This is a genomic window from Methanobacterium sp. (assembly GCF_038562635.1).
In the GTDB taxonomy this organism is placed as follows: Archaea; Methanobacteriota; Methanobacteria; order Methanobacteriales; family Methanobacteriaceae; genus Methanobacterium_D.
Window position 1 is genome coordinate 246666 of the sequence record NZ_JBCFBO010000002.1, and the last position, 20506, is coordinate 267171.

Sequence of the window (20506 nt, forward strand, 5' to 3'; positions counted from 1 at the left end):
AAATATATAACAACTATTTAATTTCAATAATTTATTGTTTCTATCCCTTTTAGTTAAATTGAAATATATAACAACTATTTAATTTCAATAATTTATTGTTTCTATCCCTTTTAGTTAATTATGAAATATTGATAACAAATATTTAATTAATTTCAAAATTTAATTATTCAATATTAATAACTGCTTCAATCAATTAAAACTTATCCAATTTAAAAAAATATAAAAATATAATAAATTAAGTTATTCAATATTTGTAGTACTATAAACTAATTATTAGGAGTACTACACTAACTTTCAAAATATAATAATTAATCTGATTTAAAACTATCGATTAATGCAGTCTTACCCTTTAAGTTAAGATTTTCATAGGGAAATCTGGCATTGCCCTCTTCAAAAACTATTTTTACTATTGAATCTTCTTTATTTTCAAATTCTAATACAGATATATCTTCTTTGATTTCAAGAAGTTTACGGGTTCTGTTTTTCATTATATCTTCAGGTACAGTTATTTTAAGCTCACCAGCATCATATAAATCTAAAATTGCATCAAGAATTCCTTCTGAAGAATTCCCAGTACCATACGGATTTTCAGCTTTGCTCATTTTACCATAAAGATCATCGTTATTTAAGATTTCTTTAACTGTACTTGTTATTTTATCTTTTTCCGCCCCAACAAGAATATTTCCACCAGCTTCAACTGTTTCAGGGCGCTCAGTGTTATACCTTAAAGTCATACAGGGCACGTTTAATGTAATTGCCTCTTCCTGTAACCCACCAGAATCCGTCATGATAAACTTGGACTTTGATAGGAGAAGTAAGAAATCAAGGTAACCTACAGGCCTTATAAGTTCAATATGGTCTGCATTTTCTAATTTATCAAACATATTAAATTCTTTAAGGGTTTTAACTGTCCTTGGATGTACTGGAAAGACAACTGTTACATCATCTAATTCAAGCAGTGCATCTATAATATTTTGAAGCCTCTCTTTGTTATCAACGTTCTCTGCCCTGTGCATGGTAAGGGTGAGGATATCTCCATCAAAATCAAATTTAGATTTTTCTTCTGACTTTTGCGCAATTTTAAGGTTTCTGATACATGTATCAACAATGGTATTTCCAGTTATAAAAATATCTTTTGGGCTGATACCCTCAAAAAGCAGGTTAACTGCTGATTCTTCGGTTGGCACAAAATAAAGCTTTGAACAAACATCTGCAATTTCCCTGTTTATTTCTTCAGGCATGGATTTATCATAAGACCTTAAACCTGCTTCAACATGACCTACAGGAATATGGAGCTTGGATGCCACAAGCGCTCCAGCAAGTACTGCATTAGTATCTCCCTGAACAAGGACTATGTCTGGTTTTTCTGCAACTAAAACTTCCTCAATACCGTTCATCATTGTCGCTGTTTGTTTCCCATGGGATCCAGAGCCAACCCCAATGTTAAAATCAGGTTTTTTTAATTCTAAATCTATAAAAAACTGGTCAGACATCTCGTGGTCGTAGTGCTGTCCAGTATGGATTAATATGTAATCGATATTTCGTTTTTCTATTTCATCGATTACTGGGGCCATTTTGATTATCTCCGGCCTTGTCCCAATAATGACTGCAATCTTCATAATGCACATTTAATAGTTTAAGCTTAATAAAGTTAATTCTTTGAAATTATTCAAGGCTACACTGGAAATTTCCATGTTATTAAGCTTTATCATATGAACTAAAGCATATATGTTACTTTTATGCAATGAAACTATAATTTACTTATTCATTTTTAAAAATTTTAAATATTAAAGTATAAATACAAATATAAATTACTTATTTTCATATTAATTAACATTGAATTATTTTTAATTATGTATAATATATAATAAGACTGTTAATTGAGATTTTTACAGAGAAGACAAAGATGAGTAGAAAAAAACAAAAAATTATCAGACAAATAGCTAAGCAAAAAAGAATATAAACGCGGCGATGATTTAAACCGTTCAATTTGTGGCAGAAATAATTATAACAATTGTTTCATTGCTTGTTGGTATTGTGATACTTCTTATGATCATTAAATAAGAAAAAAAAAGTTTATTGGGCTTTGAAACTGTTTAAAATAATATTAAAATTTTGTTCTTCTTTATCAAAGTCGCTATCTGGAGCTTGGAGGAGGAAACTGTACATTTTCCCATTTTTTACGAAACTTATTCCCTCATATCTCATATTTTTATTAGAGCCGTTAATATCAGCTATACCGGTTACTTGATAAGCAATATTGCCGTCTATTTTCAGTGTGCCGTTTGAAATTATCGTTCCATTTGAAACTATAAAATTTCGCCAATTATTAATTACGTCTTGAGTTGACTCATTAGTAGGCATTATATAAAGCCGAAGCCCTGGACCATTCGTTACATCATATTTAAAAACTGCAATCGAAGATGTAGTATCTGTTGTAGTATCCTGAAATAATCGCCAATCAGCAGAATAATTAAAACTAATACCATTTCCAGAATAAGTTTTTATAGACATATCCATACTGTTATCGTTAAAATTAACAAAATTATGAGCTAAAACCACAAGAACCAAAAGCCCTACTACTAATCCAATATATTTGCCCTTTTTGCTACTGCTATCATTGATATTAGTTATTTTGAATTTTTCCAGTTGCTTTTCATTAGCATCCCCTGAATTAAGGAGATTATCTTGGTGAAATTGATAGTTTCTCATGCAGTTTTCATTGAGTAAATAACTCTTAATTGCATAATTATAAATTAATGCAGCTGATCTTGAAAGAAATATAAATAGATAAGGAAGTAAAACTAACGATAATATCAATATCATTAAAATATTGTAATTTGAGATTGAATATAAATCTAAACCATGTAAAATTAAAATTGAAGTGATATTAGTTAAAGTATAGCCTATAAAAATTAAGGTTAATGAAATAATTCCAGTTGCCATATACCAAATTATAAGCTTGGTCCATCTTATACTGCTGATTCTATCAATAATTTCATCAAATATAAAGAATCCTATAATAATTGAAACTAAACTATTGTAGAAAACCAATTTAGACCCTGTAAGAGTATCCTCAGTTAATTTTGAGACGTTATTAAATATTTCCTTAAATTTAAAAGCTGCACTAAGCTTACCATCATTATCTATCATATTTGCTACTGCCATTAATATTACTGGAATAATAATTATTAGATATAAAAGTGCAATTAGGAGAAAAAGATAAGGAAACCACACGTATAACCATAAAACTAAATTTAAAGTTGGGATACTTCCTATATCTGATCCAGAATAGTATACAAAAATAATTATCAAAATAACAGGAATTAAATAAACAAAATTAACCACCATAAATTTAACACCATCTACAAACATTTCAGGCCAATCATTAAATTCAGGAAGTCGTTTTACACCAGCCAAAGACGATTTTATAATTCTAAAGGAATATCCAAATATCAAAGCAATACTCAAAAATCCAATAATCCCTAAAAATCCTATTAATGCACTATCTTTTACACCTACTAATACAGATAAATTAGACATACCACTAAAAGCTATGAAAACCCCTAAAACTAAAAATTCTTTCCAGTTTGAAAGAGGATATTTTAAAGAATCTTTAATTATTTCTCCTACGTCCATTCACTACCCTTCCTATATTCCTTTTTAATTATTTTTGCGAAGTTTCTTTTATTTGAGATGTAAGTACGATATAACTTGCCATTTATGTCTCTATATTATATTATTACAATCATATAAAAAAGCATGCTAATAAAAATAGAGATTTGAAATAAAATACATTAAAATAAGTTAAAAAAACATAAATTTAAAAATTAAGCCTTAGATTGCACTTTATTATAATTTTTACCTCATTTATATTTTAATTCGGATTATTTCACGTTTATGTACCACATTAGACTTGCTTACTCAATTAATTCATCCAAATATAAATAAACATAAAAACAGTTTTAAATTGGACCATTAATATAAATTGTCCTGGACATTGCAAGAAAGTCCAGGATCATTAATTAAAAACATTCTTTGGTTTGGGCTATTTTTCTGTTGGATAACTGAAACCTATTTTTTTAGAGGCCCAGAACCATAAAATAACCAGGAACACTAAACCAAAAGCCAATCCTAACAAACCACTTTCAGGGCTAAATATGTTAGTCATTTGAATTCCCAAAATACCAACAGTACTGCCGAAACCAAATAGAATATAAACTAATGTATTCCAGAGAGCATGGGAGAATGATGATACAATTATAGAACCTGAAATGTACCGTAAGAGTCCAAAGGTCAGCCCTCCAATAACCCCACCAGTAATGTATATAGGAAGCATACTCATCGTGAACGATGCGCTCAGGAAGAATAAAGGTAAATGCCAAGAAGCAAATGCTAACGCCGTGAGTAAAAGAATCCATTTAAGATTTATCTTGCCCCGTTCCAGTATTCCAAAAAGCCATCCTCTGAAAAAGCCTTCTTCAGTGGCAAATGCTAATATAAGTGTATACAGGAAAAGATAAGCAATTTTTCCAGCTGTTCCATCAAAGTATTGAATTCCATTAATATTCCCAGTTGCCAATGCAATGACAATAATCACTGAACAAATACTTACTGGATACAAAATAGCCCACATATAATCTCTTAAACTTCCAAACTCCAAACCCAACTCTTTACCATTCATTTTAGTCCAATAGGCTAAAACTAAAATTATAGGGAATATTACAAACGCTTGAAGTTGTTCATTATTAAATATTACTGGTGTAAGTACACTAAAAATCATCACCAAAACATATCCAATTAAACCCGTTTTGTAAACATTTTTCATTTTTGACACCACCTAAAATCATATTTAAATATATTGTGAAAGACAAAAACCCAGAGCAACCTCTCAAATAATCACTCCGATTTACAAAAAATCTCATCTTCACCAAAACATACAATGGTACTCCCAGAATTATTACTAGAACAAATGGCATTTTCGTGAAATAATTGAGATTTATTTCAAATAAATCCATTGCCATTATTTTATATTTGCTTATTCCATCCAAAAAGACTTATTTTTATTTATAAAAGTTTTTTAAAAGGTTTTTATTCTGGAATTCCATTTATTACCTGCAAATTCTAATTATCCATAAGTCGGTAAAATTAAATTTAATTTTAATAATGTCATAATTTGCTATTATAAAAAAATAGAAAATATTATAGTACCTATCCCTAAATAAATTAATATTCTATCTTAATAAGCTAATCCAAATGTAATATTTACATAATTACTTAATAAGAATTTTAATAATAATTATTAAAAATGATACGGTTGAATATAATATTTAAATTAAATAAAAAGCCCTAATAGTGGGAATTTTTTTAAGTGTATCCTTATTTTAAGTTTTAATAGCAGTAGACATATTTTGAACAAAATGAATTTAAAATGAGCTAACCTAACATTTTAGTTTTTATAATTATTAAAAATTAATTTTTCAATATCCATAATCAAGATTTAAAAAATATAATTAAGATCATAACTTATTTGATTAGTTTCATACATATTCAATTATACTGTAATTTAAATCAAAAGGGGGAGATATTAATGAAAAAAAGTGCAAATAATATGAAAAGTAAGGTTATGAATACAATAGCCACATTAGTAACGACCGCATTTGGATTAATTGCTGCTTTAGCATGGAATGATGCTATAAAGGCCATAATAGCAGAATTTTTCAAAACAGGGAATGGAGTTACAGGATTACTCATTTATGCAGTTTTAATAACAATAATTGCAGTAATTGCAACACTCCTGATTGCAAGAGCAATACCTACTGAACCTACAGTACAGAATGTAAGAATCGTAGAAGATACAACTGAAAAATAAACTATCTTTTTTTCTTTTAACTGTATTAAATTAAAATAATTCAATAACTATAAATGAACTTAATCACCATTTGACGGCCTTCTTCTTTGAGCCCGGTATTCATCTATCATTTTTAAGAGCTGTCTTTTCTCTTCTTTATTCTGTCTGGTTTTCACACGTGTTTTCCAGTTTTCAATCTCATCATCTAGAATATCTTTATCTATAACTGCAAATTCGTCAATCATCTCAAGATCAATCTTATTTGCATCCAGTACTGGTACCATATTCTTTTCAAATTCTTCTTCTGCAGGGTGTGACATTTTATCCACAAATATTGCCGCTTTTATACCCATGTTAATCAGCATTGAAGCGGTTTGTGAGCCCCCACCTTCAGAGCTTGATAAAAGGACCACGTCTCCCTTTTTAATAGTCCAGTAATTCACAGCCTCTTTGATTTTTTCACGGGTGAATGATTCTATGATCTTTACAGGGACTGCTTTTTCAGACAGCTCCATCACCCTTATCTCTTTCATGGAGCGCAGGTTCTCTTCAAGTTTTTCCCTAAGCGCCCTTTCTTGAGTATACTTCTCCTGAAGCCCTTTTATAAGGGATACTTTCGAAGATATCTCTTTTTTACGCAGGATATCTTTTGAATACTCATAATGTAATTTTTCTATTTTATCTTCAAGTTTGGAAGTCTTCTTTTTGTAATGCCTGACGTCCTTTTTAAGGAGCTTATTTTTCTTCTTTAAATAAGCCATCTGCCTTTCTTGAGACTTTATTTTTTGTTTAAGTTTCTTTGCAGATTCTTCAATAGCCCTGAGCTTTTCTTCATCTATAGATCCAATATTATTTTCCATTTCTTCAATCTGAACTTCCAGATCATCCTTACCTTCAGGAATTTTTAAAACATCGTCTATTGCAGAAGTAATTGGACGGTCCCTGATGACCATGCTTTTAACTTCATCCACTTCTTCAGGGGTTAAACCCAATTTTTCAGTACGCCTTTCAATCTGCTGGAGCTTTTTTTGATAATGCTTGTATGTTTTAATTGCAGCAGCCAGGGCATCCCTTTCATGGGCATTTGCAGGGTAATTATCAGACGATATTTCATTGAGGTAGCTGTCTACAAGTTCTGTCTTGGAGCTGACAGTGAATGTTTTGCTTGGAGAATAAATTTTAGAGTTAAGTGTTGATGCAAGCTTCCTAACATTTTTAGGGACTGGATAAACATCAGTAGCTATTAAAACAGTTTTTCCATGACCTATAATAAATTTTATTACTTCAGCTCTGGCCATTTCCTTGCAACTCTTTGTTGCAATTACATTTCCAGAGAGATCTAAAATAGCTATTCCCACAGTTAATCCTGGATCAAAACCTACAATAAGCCACTTTTGTCTTTCCTGTGATGATTTAGAATTTAAAAATAAGTTCGAGTTTTCAATTTCTTCTGTTTTATCTACGTTCTTATAAACCAGGGAATTTCCTCCTAAATACCTGTTTCACGCTTTAAATACAGATTATAAGATAAATACAATATTTTAAATATTGCTCTTTTGATTAATAATAGGGGTTAATACAATTTATATTTATTTATTAAAATTTGACTCTGTAGAAAACCATGAAAAAATTATAAATCCCGTATTTAAGCAAATTAATTCACAAAATAGAGACTAAAACCCCAAATATAATGATTTCTACAAAGATTATAATTTAGGAAAATTGAATGTGTTTATTTAGATCAAATTTTTATATGGCCATATACAGTCATTTTACTCAATTTACCACGAAATTTCATATTTAATTCTAATATATTAAATAAGACATTCCTATTAGTTTACAAAAGCAACTTTAATCCAACTAAAAAATTCTTCAATCAATGAAAAATTTACTTCGTTAAACCCACTCATACTTCAATATATAGCTAAATATAGTCTAATTTAATGAAATATGAATCTATATAACCTTTAAAATATCCTGAAACCCCACCTAATATTATCTAACTTTTTCTATTTACTAAAAAACGCATGATACTTATATACTTATGAACAATTCCTAATTCAGTGAAAAATTAAGTATCAGAACCAGGATTTAAAAAGCTGAACACTGCCATATTAATAAAATGGAGATATTAAATTGAATAATTTATTAAAGAAATTAGGATGGAATGCCTTTTTTGGTAAACATTTTAGGGAGTATGCAGGGTTATATGAACCAGCAAGGGTCTCAACTGCATATAAAAACGGTTATAAAGTGTATACTAAAGAGGAAGAGGTTCGCGCAAAAGTTTCGGGTAATTTACGCCAAAATGGAGAACTTCCCGCAGTAGGTGATTGGGTAGCCATATCAAAAGAGGAAATAGGTTCTGCTGTTATACAGGTAATTCTACCTCGAAAAAACAAATTTTCCAGGAAAGGAACGGGGAATGCTACCGAAGAACAGATAATTGTCACAAATATTGACACTGTTTTCATAGTTACCTCATTAAACAAAGATTTTAACTTAAGAAGGATAGAACGATACATTGCTATCGCCAATGAAAGCAAAATAGAGCCAGTAGTGGTTCTAAGTAAATCAGATCTTTGTGAAGATGTTGATAGTAAAATAAGAGACGTTCAAGAGATTTCACCTAATACAAATGTAGTTGCTATTAGTTCTATAGAAAATAAAGGCATAGATCAACTATCACCTTATCTTAAAGACGGTGAAACAGTGACACTTTTAGGATCTTCCGGTGTGGGTAAATCTACACTTATCAATATTCTTGAAGGTTATGAAAGACAAAATGTCGGTGAAATCAGGGAAAAAGACAGCAGAGGAAGACATGTCACAACTGAAAGAGAAATAATCCTTTTAGAAAACGGCGGTTTAATTATAGACAATCCCGGAATGAGGGAACTGCAGTTATGGGATGCTGGAAAAGGATTGATTGATCTTTTCAGTGATATTGTAGAACTTGAGATGCAGTGTAAATTTTCGGATTGCTTGCATGAAACCGAACCTGGATGTGCCGTAAGAAAAGCAATAAAAGACGGAACACTGTCAAATAAAAGATTAGAAAGTTACAGGAAATTACAAAGAGAAATGCAAGCTGTTGAAAGGAAAAAGAACCCTAAACTTGCAGAAAAAAAGAAATGGAAAAATATAAAAAAAATGGCCAAAGAGATTAAAAAAACCAGGAAATGAAAAGATTGTATTGAATATCCTATCTTTTCCTGCTCATTTTAGATTGGTCAAGTCACTACAAATCAGATATAGCGACCATGTGGCTAAATATAGTCGAGTTTAACGAAATTTTATTAAGAATTGTATATGATTATAATTTTATCCAATTCCAGTAAAAAATGAAAATCAGGAAAAAGAAATATAAATATCGTTATTTACAACTTTGAATATTTAAAATCATTTTTATAGCTTCTTCAATTCCATTTTTTCTTTCTTTAAGGAACCATAATCTTAAGGATGACTCTGAGCTCCAATTAACTTCACAACCCATCATATTTTTTCAAATCTCACCCTTCATCAATTCCATTGTAATTTCTGTTATCTTCTCAAGTTCAGAAACAGAAGTGCATTCTTCGCATGAATGGCAGCCATTCATAGCTGCTGCTAAAACAAGTCCATTTATGCCGTGCTGTTCTATGTTGTTGTTATCACTGCCGCCGAGTGTGGGGCATAGTTTGCAGGGAATGTCTAATTTTTCACATACATTTTGAAACCTTTTTATAACAGAGTGGTTTAACGGTGTTTCATATGCGCTTATGCGGAGTTCGTGTGCAACTTCCATTTTGGCCCCCTGTTCTTCAGTTATTTTAGAAAATATTTCTACGACTTCATCTAACAATCTAAAAGTCTCATCATGGGAGTAACTTCTTATTTCTCCTTTAACAGCACACAAATCCGGGACAATGTTTGGGGCACGTCCCCCTTGAATAAGTCCTATGTTGCATGTAGAGTTTTCATCAACCTTGCCTGTTTTTATTTGGGCAAGTGCCTTTGCAGCAACCATTATCGCATTAACATTTTCCTTGCACTTAAAATTGGAATGGGCCGACTTTCCCTTTACAATTATATCGAAGGTAAGGAGTGACGGCGCTTTATAAGCAGCTTCCCCAACTTCTCCAGATAAATCAAGGGTGTATGATTCTTTTGATTTTATCATAGAATAGTCAAAATACTTCGATCCAAGACCGTATACCTCTTCTGCAACGCAAAATAATACTTCTATAGGGCGGTGATTTATGTTCTCTTCTTTTATTGCTGTAACCGCTTCTATAATGGCAGATACTCCAGATAATGCGTCGCATCCCAAAATAGTGTCCCCATTTGATGTAATTGACCCATCATCGTGAAATACGGCTTTTTTTCCTTTGGCAGGTTCTACTGTATCCATGTGTGCACAAAAAAGCAAGGGTTCTAAAGATTCATCCCCCTGTAAAAATCCATATAAGTTCCCACTGTTTCCCCCAATATTTTCACCCACTAAATCTTCATGAAGGCTAAATCCTAATTTAATAAGCTTAGAACTTAAATAATCGCAAACAAGTCTTTCTGAAAGGGAGGGGCTGTAAATTGAAACTAAATCTGAAAATGTATCTAGTAATCGCTGTTTATCCAAAATTTTCACCTGTTACTTAAAAAATGTTTAAGTTTTTAAGTAAAATGTTACTGCAGTGAATTTAAATTTTTTCATTTGTTTATAAATTAAAATTAATAATTAATTTAAGCAGTTTAACCAATCATATATCTAATTTATGCCATTAAAAATCATAATAGAACACCCTAATATATAATAGTCTTCAGATACATGTGTCATTTAAGTAAAAATAAATTAAAACGTTTTAATTAAGCTATCAATATCAACTAGAACACCTCCATACATTAAATGTCAACTGAAGTGCATATAATATGTCATTTAAGTAAAAAAAGCAAGCTAAATCATTTTAATTAAGCTATAAATATCAACCAAAAATACATACCATTTAAATAAAAACAAACTAAATCATTTTAATAAAGTTATCAACATGAATTAAAGTACCGCACATTAAATATCGGATGACACGTTACGTTATTTAAATGAAAAAAAGTTAATTAAACCATCTATCAACTAAATCATCATATATAATATCAGCCAGAATACAGGCGATATGTCATTGAAAACAAGTCAATAAAATTAAATTATATGAACTAGAGCTTCCTATATTCATAGATTAAATCTTCTATTTTCCCTCCAGAATTCAGGTGTTTTATCAGTCTTTGAGCAGGGTTTTCTAAGGATTTTGCTCGCTTATACAATGGATTTAATAGTTTTTCCTCTTTGTTTCCCCTTTCTTTTAGACTTTCTGATGCCAAATCAAGAATTTTAATTAAAAGCTTTTTAAGTTCACTTTTTTCTACAAATTCTGGAAAATAAGATTTTGCAAAGATTTTCCGCAGCTCAGTTAAAGAATATGGCTTATTAAATAGGACTGTATCCTCATCTAAAATTTGATTTATTTCATCTACCTGATTTATAAGTCCCATGTGAAATGCATGGGCAGTCATTGTTTCATTAATTGGCTGACAACAAACTGATCTAAATTCTAGTGTGCCTCTAAAAGTTAAATCTACAAATTTAAAAGGCCTAAAATAATTAAAGTCTCCTTTATTTGGTTTAAAGGTTATTTCATGATATTTTCCATCTTCAAAGTATTCTCCATTTATTTTCTCTTTTTTGAAAAATTCAGTTACTACGGTAGGTTTGAAGTTAATGTACTTCCCTTCCTGTTTCGTACAGTATATGCTTGTACTGAGCAAATATTCAAGAAGTTCTCCAATACTTTGAGGTAGGGTATCGAACATTCCAATGTTTTTCTTATTATACCCATGCATACTGTCTTCCCACAGCATATCGCGGCTGCAGGCCAGTTCCATGTTTTCTCCGTTTAACACAGAGTTAGAAAAAAGAATAGCTTTTATTGGCTCAAGCTTGGAAAATGCACTTAAGGCAGGTATTAACTTATCAAAATTAACGTCTACATGGGTCTGTGATGCACTCGTAAACATACCAAATTCAGGCATGTCATGAAAGCTTATTTCATCCTCATACCTTTTATATAAACATAGATAATGATACAGCATTCTGTACCTCCCATTAGGCACAGGAAGACGTTTGTTGTATTTTCTATAAGGATTAATACCCAATCCAGTTAAAGTATGATTTCCTTTATTCAATATATCCTGAATAAATTTATAATATTCTTCAAACCGCTCTTTAACCGGGTATAAATTTTTTTCTTTTCCAAATGAGATTTCAAGGTTGTTATACGAACAATCAAAAGTATAAATGTCACCAGTCACCTGATCTTCAAGGGCACAGATTACATCATTTTCATCTCTGGCTTTTACTTTGAAATCGAAGTAGTTTTTAAATTTTACAGTTAATTCATGGACCAGTTTTAAATCCACTGCCGTTTTATTTAAGTTGATAATAGGTAATTCAAGTTCTACTCCCACAAAAACATCGTTTTTTAGTTTTGTAGGTTCAATAAACCGTTCGTACATTAACTTTTTAACTTCCTCTCTTTTCATTTTCCCACATATAGCATTTGTAACGCTTTTTCAATATCTGGGGCTTGCCATGTTTTTATGGCATAATGTGAATATTTCAAGGAGTTTCGAGGGCTCCGAAAAATCCCTCAAAATCCATTATTTTTAAACGTCAAACAAATTTAAATCCATCATTAGACTTGGTATACGTTTTATAATTCATTCTACAATTTAAAACTTAACAAAAACAGACCCGTCCTCTACTTCAACGTCATAACTGTTCAAATCACGCGACCCGCCGCCGGTAAGAATCTTCAAAAAGCCAGAGACGTCTTTAACGAGTTTTCCAGTTTTAACATCGTACTGGGAGCCGTGCACTGGACAGGTTACAATGCCGTTTTCAAACTTGCCAATAGGAAGATATCCGCCCATATGGGGACACACAGCATCCATAGCATAAAATTTTCCACCTAAATTTGCTAGAAGAAGATACCTGAACTTAACAGTGACCCCCCTCATAGTCCCCTCTGGAACATCTGAAACACTACATACTTTTTCCATTAAAGTCACCTTATTTAAATTAAAAAATATTTAATCAACCATTACATCATTTTATTTATATCATGGCTCAACTTCTGCAGTTTACCTGAAGATTTAGCCTCAACGTAAACTCGAAGCAGTGGCTCAAACCTGGAAGGACGTACAAGAACAAAAGAATCTTCTTCCTGCATTTTAATTCCTTCAGTGGTATCAATCTCACCTATGTCTTTTAAATTTTCTTCTAAATTCTCTAAAACCTTCTGCTTTTCATCATGTTCGCAGTCTACAGAAAAAACAGTTCTTGGATACTCTGGTATTTCATTAACTAGAGTAGAGAATGTTTTATTATGCTTGCAAACTATTTCTAACATTTTGACAGCAGCAAAAATTGCATCAAAGCATTCCTGGAACTGCGGAAATACATACATTCCAGAATCATCTCCACCGAATACTGCCTTATTTTTTATTATTTCATCTAAAACACAATCCATTGGTGCTTTTATGAGTTTACTGCCGTGATCTGATACTATTTCATCCAGAGACATTGAGGCTGTAACTGATGATACGATTGTTCCTTCCGGATTTTCAATTAAAGCTTCCCTTGCAAGTATTGCAAGTACAGTTTGGTCCCTTATTATATTTCCTTTTTCATCAATGAAAATTACTCTATCTCCGTCATTATCCATTGCAATTCCCATATCTGCGCCTACGGCATTTACAAGATTTGAAACCAGAGAGACACTTTCAGGAGTTGGTTCTGCAAATTTTTTAGTACTTACATTGGTGGGCCGGCATCCGAATAGTATGACATCACAGCCTAACCTGCTTAAAATCTCAGGTAAAAACTGTACCGCTGAACCATTTGCACAGTCTATAACCACTTTAGGTGCCCTGCTGCTTATAACCTTCTTTTCTGTATTTTTTAACACTGCATTTAAGTATTTATCAACATAATCATGCACATATGAAAGCTGGCCCACTTTATCCCATGATACCTTCTCAGCATGCCTTTGAGTTAATGGTATTTCATGATTGCTGAAGACTTTAATATCTATTTCTTCAGGGTTCATGTGGGAGGCAGTTACAGTAACAAAAACGTCTGTATCATATAGATCTGCACCATAGTGAACAGTAGGTATAGGTGCAACACCAAAATCAATTACATCGATCCCTGCTGCCAGTATACCTGCAGTTATGGACCGCTTGATCATTTGAGATGGATCATTTATATCACGTCCAACTATCACTTTTTTTCCAGATCTAACAAAATTTCCAATTATATTACCCAAATTTGATGCAAACTCATTGGTTATCTCAGAATTTACAACTCCCCTAATTTCATTTATATATAATGACATTTTAATCTCCAAAGAAATTTTATCCATATAATTCATTTAGATAATTTGAATGAGGGAGTTATTATCCTTAAATAAAGGACCCTCTAATTTTAAAAGAGTTTTTTTTGTTTTATGTAAATTATCTAGTAGACTATTTGGCCTCCAGCACATAATCTGAATCAATTATGGAATTCGGTACAATTTTCATATTATTAGTTATAGAACGTGAAGAGCGCACGATACTGTTTCTTCCAATTTCAACCAGGCTTCCAGTTACAACCCCATTTTCTACAACGGTGTTTTTATCAATCAAACATTTAGTATCTATTATACATCCATTTAAGAAAGAATTATCTTCAATTATGCTGTTTGGGAAAAGAACTGCCCCATCGATATTTACATCCTTTCCAATTGAGACATTATCTCCTATTACGCTTCCCCTGGATATTTTACATCCTTCCTCAATTGTACAGTTGTTTCCAATTACTACAGGACCCTCTATCCTGGCTTTTTCATCTATAAAAACATTTTCTCCAACCCAAATATTTCCTATTTTTCCAATACTCTCTTCCATTTTTGTTTTATAGAAGTTCTGATCTGTTTTCTGGTCTAAAATATCATAGGTAGCTTCAAGATATGTTTCAGGCCTGCCAATATCGTTCCAGTATCCATCGAATACGTACCCATATATTCCTGCATCCTGTTTTATTACTTCAGGAAAAATATCCTTTGAGAAATCAACTTCTTTTTCTTTATCATCAAAAAAATCGAATATCTCAGGCTCAAAAATGTAAATTCCAGTATTTGCAACGTTACTGAATGCCTCTTCTGGAGATGGTTTTTCAAGGTATTCAGTTATTTTATGGTCCCTATCCATTACTGCTATTCCAAAATGGGTGGGATCTTCAACTTCAGTTAGTACCATTGTTGCAACTGCCCCTTTTTCTTTATGGTACCTTACAACATCTTTAAAGTCAACATCAGTGAGCACATCCCCACTTACAACCATGAAAGTATCATCTATATACTTTTCTGCTTTTTTAACACTTCCTCCAGTTCCAAGAGGCCATTTTTCAACCGAATATCTTATATCCATACCAAACTCAGAACCGTCTTTAAAATATTTTTTAATATTTGTTGACATATAATTCAAAGTCATTATAATATCATTAAATCCAGATTTTTTCAACTTATTAACAGTATATTCTATAATAGGCTTATTTACCAACGGTATCATTGGTTTAGGCCTTATTAATGTTAGGGGTCGTAATCTTGTCCCTTTTCCGCCAGCCATCATTATTGTTCTTATAATATCACCCATTATTATTATTCTAGTTAAACACTTAAATAATTATCGTATTTCAAAATAAAAGGAAAATATAGTTTATTGTACAATAATAGCTTTTATAATCTCGTTTTTTGTTAAGCAAGTTTGATCATTATAAATCTTCATATTTTATTGAATTAACAATATTAAGAGCATAATAATACACATTTAGATAAAAAAAATATGTTAAATAATATTATTTACTTTTAAGCCTAAAATAAGTATAATATTAAAATTAAAATGATTTATAACATTTTTTAATAAACAATAATTTCTGGATAAATTATAATTAAGAGTAATAACTTAATTGATTAATGGCCAATTAATTCATCCATCATGATCTTTTCTGCAGCAGCAATAGTCTGATTATATGTATATTCATCCATAAGTGCAGATAAGAACTTGCTTTTTGCATATTCATCATATTTGAAGGCCACTCCTTCATAAATTGTATCCATAAGAATAAGCCCTTCTGGAGGCATGGGTGTAATAGCAGCAGTAGTTGATGGATCAAAAAATGTTTGAAGCTTTTCTATACTCAGTTCGCTATTTCCAACCAGAAAAAGGGTAGTTGCTATTTTTCGAACCATATTCCATAGAAAACTTTCCCCAATTACATCAATTATTAAAAGGTTATCATTTACATTTATTTCCACATTATCTACTTTCCTTACAGGATTTCTTTCACTTCTTTTTGAGAAATTAGAAAAATCGTGGTTGCCTTGAAAAATTTTAGATGCCTCTCTAATTTTATCTAAGTTAAGATCATCATTATTTACAATAGTATACCTGTAATGTCTGTATTTTGCAAACCTTGGCTTAAATCCAAAACGTACTCCTGCTTTGGCTAAAATTCGTATGTCTTTAGGTAAAAAATCATTGATCTGGTTTATTATGACATCTTCCTCAGTTCTAAATGAAACTACATTACCCAGGGCGTGGACTCCCCTATCAGTTCTACCAGCTATTGCATATCCTGAATCTTTTAGATTATCTATTAAATTAGCATTCTTTAAAGCATCTATAAGTTCGCCCTCTACTGTTTTAAAATCAGGCTGTCTTTGAAATCCATGAAAGTCGGTTCCTATATACGCTACTTTTAAAGCTACTTTCCTCATTGTTTCACCTAGATAACGTTCTATTTAATTTAATATATGTATCAAGATACAACAAAAAATTATTCTCATAATCAGTTATATTTATCCAATAAAAATTGATCTTGTAATTAGACAGAATTATTGAAAAGAATAGATCATGATTTTGTCTTTATTTAAAAATTGTATTTACTTATAATTAATACAAACCTTATGATATCCCCTATATCTATTCTATAAAATAGAAAATCACTTAATTTAAAAAGCAATTTAAGAACATTAGAAATTTAATGCTATTAAAATAAGTAAAAAAAATTAATTAAGGATATTTACGAATTCCAACACGTGGTGGGAATGAAAAACAGATATTTGGATATTTTCTTTTTTCTTCTTGCCCTATCTTTTCGATTATTTCATCTTCAAGGTCTTTAGTCTTAGTTGTATCTACAGAAAACACATTATCTTTAAATGAAGCTTTAATGTCTTCTTCCCCAAGCTTAATATCAAATTTAACTTCTTTTTTATCGTCTATATTTTCCAAAATATCATTTAAAATATCATCAGATAATTTAAGAAATTTACCCTCATCAGGAGTATATGTATTATTTTCCGTTTCGATCTTTTCAATTAAAAATGGAGCACAGCCTTCACTTCTTACACCCTTACGGTTAGTCCAGAACAAACCCATTAATAATTTCCTTTTAGAATCCATATTTCCAGTTATTTCCACAGATTTCATATTAATCCCCCTTTAAGTTAATTCCATACTCCACCTAATCCATCAATTATTAAAATATAATATCTCTGCTTATTATTTGTGATAATAAATTTATAAAATTTACTACAATTTAGATAGTATAAATCTGCATAATAAAAAAATTAAATTAAATAACTGATATTACTTTAATGTCAATATTTACATGGATAAATACTAATTTATTTTTACCATTACATCTCATGCCTCCGTACAAAAAAATCTAAATACTTAATGAAACAAACAGAGTCATTGTAAAAAATATAGAGGTATGAACGAAATGGGACTATTTAAAAACCAAAGTACTCATAAAAATAAAAAAGATGAAAATAGATATAAAGACATCATAGAAGAAGTTAATCATTGCAAATCTGATGATTTAGAGTCTCTACTTCAAAAAATAGAGTCTGAAATTGAAAAAAGCGATAAAAAAGATAAAAAGCTTTTATCTGCAAAAACTATGGTAACAAGTAGAATTGCAGTCAGAAATAGTTCAAAATAAATTGTAATTTTTGTAAACAAGGGTAAAATTAACTCCCTTGGCCTCTTAAGAGGCAAATTTTCAATAATAAATTTAATCATAATTTATATATTGTTTATTTAGATATCAAGGCTATTTTAAAAGTATATATTAGATCATTATTATTATCTTCTAAAAACATTATAAACTACAATATATCATATTTTTATTTAAACATGTAAAGAGGAGTAATATGTTAATAATTCCTGCCGTGGATATTAAAGATGGAAAATGTGTTCAATTAGTTCAAGGGAAGCCTGGAACTGAACAGGTAGTCATTGAAAACCCTGCTGAAGTTGCGAAGGAATGGGAAAAAAAAGGCGCCAGTATTTTGCACATTATTAATTTAGATGGTGCCTTCGGAGATAAAGAAAAGAATGTCGATGTAATAAAAGAGATCATAAATGCAGTCTCAATTCCAGTTCAGCTCGGAGGAGGTATAAGGACAAAAGAAGATGCTGCGGAATTACTTAAAATGGGTGTGGATAAAGTCATTTTAGGTACTATGGCAATAGAAAATCCCGAAAACGTTGCAGAACTTTCTGGTGAATTTGGTAGTGAGAGAATAATAATTGCCCTGGACAGTAAAGATTCCAAAGTTGTGGTAAAAGGCTGGACCGAAAAAACCGAAAAAAGTGCACCTGAATTTGCAAAAATATTTGAAAAACAGGGAGCCGGAGGTATTTTATTTACTAATGTAGACTATGAAGGTCTTCTTAATGGATTTGACACTGCCCCATTAATTGAATTGTTAGATGCAGTGAATATACCCATTATTTACTCAGGAGGAGTTACTTCAATAGATGATATCAAAAAACTGAGCCTTACAGATGCATATGGTGTGGTAATAGGTTCTGCATTGTATAAAGGAAAAATTGACTTTAAAGAAGCTCTATTGACCTCAAAATCCTGAATTTGAAAGGCCATTGATATTCTATAAAAAAAATAGAATATCGTGGCGTCAAAACTTTAGTTTTTACAGCCTTAAAAAATTCCATGAAATGGAATTTTTGTGGCGTCGAAATTATAAATTTCGACAGCCCTCGAAACTGTCGTCTAGGGATGTTAAAAAATGAAATTTTTTGAATGCCATCAAATCTCTGATTTTTTAAATTCTTTGAATTGCCAATGATATAATGTGTACAAAAATATAACACAGAATATAGCATGTATTAACTTAAAATACTGATCTATCTAAGCATAATATATTCAAAAATTATCAATTAAGTTAACAGAGCTTTTATGTAGGATACAGTATAGCACTAACCAAATAATGAATTTAAATAAATTAATTTTTATGAAGTAAATCCACGCTTTATAATCTCATTTTCAACATTATAAACAGTTTTTCGTATTTTAAGCACCTGATCCGGATTTGTAGAAATACTGCTTATTCCGAACTTAATGAGTTTTTTAACAATTTCAGGGTCTCCTCCAGCATGTCCAGACACGCTGCTTTCTATACCATATCTATTGCATTTTGCAATTACCATTTTTACCATTTTCAAAACAGCAGGATGCATGATATTGAAGAGTTTGGCAACTTTAACACTTCTCCTATCAACAGCCAGTGAGCACATAGCCAGATCACTCATACCAAGAGACATAAAATCAATTCCTTCCTTTAAAAACTCATCAAATGTAAAAACCACCGATGGTGTTTCAACAGAGACCCCCACATCAATATCTTTATGCGGCCTTAATTTAACGTCTTTTAAAATTTTCTTTGATAAAATATACTCACTAATATCTCTCACAAATGGAATTTTAAGCCCTATATTATCATAACCATCATCTAAAAGATATTTAATTGCCTGAAATTCAGCCATTAATATATCTACCCTATTTAAATCTTTTTGTATGCCTCTAAGACCTAAAAGAGGATTTTTTTCATAAGGTTCCGCTTCTCCACCCCTTAACCGTTTCAATTCATCAGTGGGTATGTCAAATGTTCTAAACCACACCGGTTTTGGATAGAATGCATCTGCAATTTTTCTCACTCCGCTGACAATAACATCTACCAATTCTCCATCCTCTAAAAGTTTATAGGGGTGTTTTAGTGTCCGTACCATCATATTTTCAATCCTTATGGAACCGACACCGTCTGAATAAAGTGCAGCACTTTCTGCAATCTCAGGGACATTTAAATTAACTTTAATTTTTGTTGCAGGATTATAGATATCAAAAAGTTCTTCTTCACCTTCAATTTCCATAAAACCCCCATAAACATTTCCAGTTTTACCATCAACAGTTACTATCATCCCATTTTCAAGAATTTCAGTTGCATTTCCAGTTCCAACGATACATGGAACCCTCATTTCCCTAAGTACAATCGCAACGTGGCTGGTAATTCCCCCATAATCCGTTATAACTCCACCAGCCTTTTGAAGATGTTGGAGCATGTCTCTTGAAGCTTTTGAAACCACTACAATTTCACCTTCTTTGATCTGTAAAATATCACGGTCAGTTTCAATTTTTCGTACTTTCCCAACTCCAACATAGGAACTTGTACCTATTCCTTTCAATAGTTTCATATTAAAAGATATATCTTTATT

Annotated in this window: 17 protein-coding genes; 4 read left to right on the forward strand and 13 right to left on the reverse strand. The window is 31.1% G+C overall.

Annotated features, from left to right (window positions below):
• Positions 1 to 308: 308 nt before the first annotated feature.
• From wecB to AAGU07_RS13270, 3 genes are all read right to left on the reverse strand, one after another.
• Positions 309 to 1619: a UDP-N-acetylglucosamine 2-epimerase (non-hydrolyzing) gene (gene wecB / locus AAGU07_RS13260; RefSeq protein WP_342459582.1), complete on the reverse strand. Its 1311-nt coding sequence runs from the start codon at positions 1617 to 1619 to the stop codon at positions 309 to 311.
• A gap of 457 nt (positions 1620 to 2076) precedes the next feature.
• Entirely contained in the window at positions 2077 to 3639 is a 1563-nt protein-coding gene (locus tag AAGU07_RS13265) for a DUF4013 domain-containing protein (RefSeq protein ID WP_342459583.1), read from the reverse strand.
• Positions 3640 to 4048: 409 nt separating this feature from the next.
• Positions 4049 to 4828, reverse strand: a complete 780-nt coding sequence (locus tag AAGU07_RS13270) for a CPBP family intramembrane glutamic endopeptidase (RefSeq protein ID WP_342459584.1) — start codon at positions 4826 to 4828, stop codon at positions 4049 to 4051.
• A gap of 762 nt (positions 4829 to 5590) precedes the next feature.
• On the opposite strand from AAGU07_RS13270, the gene AAGU07_RS13275 reads away from it, so the two are divergent.
• Entirely contained in the window at positions 5591 to 5872 is a 282-nt protein-coding gene (locus AAGU07_RS13275) for a DUF5654 family protein (RefSeq protein WP_342459585.1), read from the forward strand.
• A gap of 59 nt (positions 5873 to 5931) precedes the next feature.
• Here the strand turns inward: AAGU07_RS13275 and AAGU07_RS13280 are convergent, their stop codons facing one another.
• Positions 5932 to 7329: a DUF460 domain-containing protein gene (locus AAGU07_RS13280; protein ID WP_342459849.1), complete on the reverse strand. Its 1398-nt coding sequence runs from the start codon at positions 7327 to 7329 to the stop codon at positions 5932 to 5934.
• Between the two features lie 658 nt (positions 7330 to 7987).
• Here AAGU07_RS13280 and rsgA point away from each other — a divergent pair.
• Positions 7988 to 9037 carry a ribosome small subunit-dependent GTPase A gene (gene rsgA / locus AAGU07_RS13285; RefSeq protein WP_342459586.1) on the forward strand — a complete coding sequence of 350 codons (1050 nt, stop codon included), beginning with the start codon at positions 7988 to 7990 and terminating at the stop codon, positions 9035 to 9037.
• 190 nt (positions 9038 to 9227) lie between these two features.
• On the opposite strand, the gene AAGU07_RS13290 is transcribed toward rsgA, so the two are convergent.
• From AAGU07_RS13290 to AAGU07_RS13325, 8 genes are all read right to left on the reverse strand, one after another.
• Positions 9228 to 9350, reverse strand: coding sequence for a hypothetical protein (locus AAGU07_RS13290; protein ID WP_342459587.1), 123 nt, complete (start codon positions 9348 to 9350; stop codon positions 9228 to 9230).
• A gap of 6 nt (positions 9351 to 9356) precedes the next feature.
• On the reverse strand, positions 9357 to 10478 hold the full coding sequence (locus AAGU07_RS13295) for a M20/M25/M40 family metallo-hydrolase (RefSeq protein ID WP_342459588.1): 1122 nt from the start codon (positions 10476 to 10478) through the stop codon (positions 9357 to 9359).
• Positions 10479 to 11038: 560 nt separating this feature from the next.
• A complete protein-coding gene (locus AAGU07_RS13300; protein ID WP_342459589.1) occupies positions 11039 to 12421 on the reverse strand; it encodes a hypothetical protein in 1383 nt (460 codons plus the stop codon).
• A 189-nt stretch (positions 12422 to 12610) separates the two neighbouring features.
• On the reverse strand, positions 12611 to 12940 hold the full coding sequence (locus AAGU07_RS13305; protein ID WP_342459590.1) for a Rieske (2Fe-2S) protein: 330 nt from the start codon (positions 12938 to 12940) through the stop codon (positions 12611 to 12613).
• Between the two features lie 41 nt (positions 12941 to 12981).
• Positions 12982 to 14277, reverse strand: a complete 1296-nt coding sequence (locus AAGU07_RS13310) for a phosphomannomutase (protein ID WP_342459591.1) — start codon at positions 14275 to 14277, stop codon at positions 12982 to 12984.
• A gap of 130 nt (positions 14278 to 14407) precedes the next feature.
• Positions 14408 to 15577 carry an NDP-sugar synthase gene (locus AAGU07_RS13315; protein WP_342459592.1) on the reverse strand — a complete coding sequence of 390 codons (1170 nt, stop codon included), beginning with the start codon at positions 15575 to 15577 and terminating at the stop codon, positions 14408 to 14410.
• A gap of 317 nt (positions 15578 to 15894) precedes the next feature.
• Positions 15895 to 16701, reverse strand: coding sequence for a tRNA pseudouridine(38-40) synthase TruA (gene truA / locus AAGU07_RS13320; RefSeq protein WP_342459593.1), 807 nt, complete (start codon positions 16699 to 16701; stop codon positions 15895 to 15897).
• 295 nt (positions 16702 to 16996) lie between these two features.
• Positions 16997 to 17416, reverse strand: coding sequence for a hypothetical protein (locus AAGU07_RS13325; protein WP_342459594.1), 420 nt, complete (start codon positions 17414 to 17416; stop codon positions 16997 to 16999).
• Between the two features lie 286 nt (positions 17417 to 17702).
• Here AAGU07_RS13325 and AAGU07_RS13330 point away from each other — a divergent pair, with 286 nt between their 5' ends.
• Entirely contained in the window at positions 17703 to 17933 is a 231-nt protein-coding gene (locus AAGU07_RS13330; RefSeq protein ID WP_342459595.1) for a hypothetical protein, read from the forward strand.
• 211 nt (positions 17934 to 18144) lie between these two features.
• Positions 18145 to 18864: a 1-(5-phosphoribosyl)-5-[(5-phosphoribosylamino)methylideneamino]imidazole-4-carboxamide isomerase gene (gene hisA, locus AAGU07_RS13335; protein ID WP_342459596.1), complete on the forward strand. Its 720-nt coding sequence runs from the start codon at positions 18145 to 18147 to the stop codon at positions 18862 to 18864.
• Positions 18865 to 19246: 382 nt separating this feature from the next.
• Here hisA and AAGU07_RS13340 read toward each other — a convergent pair whose 3' ends face one another.
• Complete coding sequence (locus AAGU07_RS13340) at positions 19247 to 20485, reverse strand: putative PEP-binding protein (protein ID WP_342459597.1); 1239 nt, start codon at positions 20483 to 20485, stop codon at positions 19247 to 19249.
• Between the last annotated feature and the right edge of the window lie 21 nt (positions 20486 to 20506).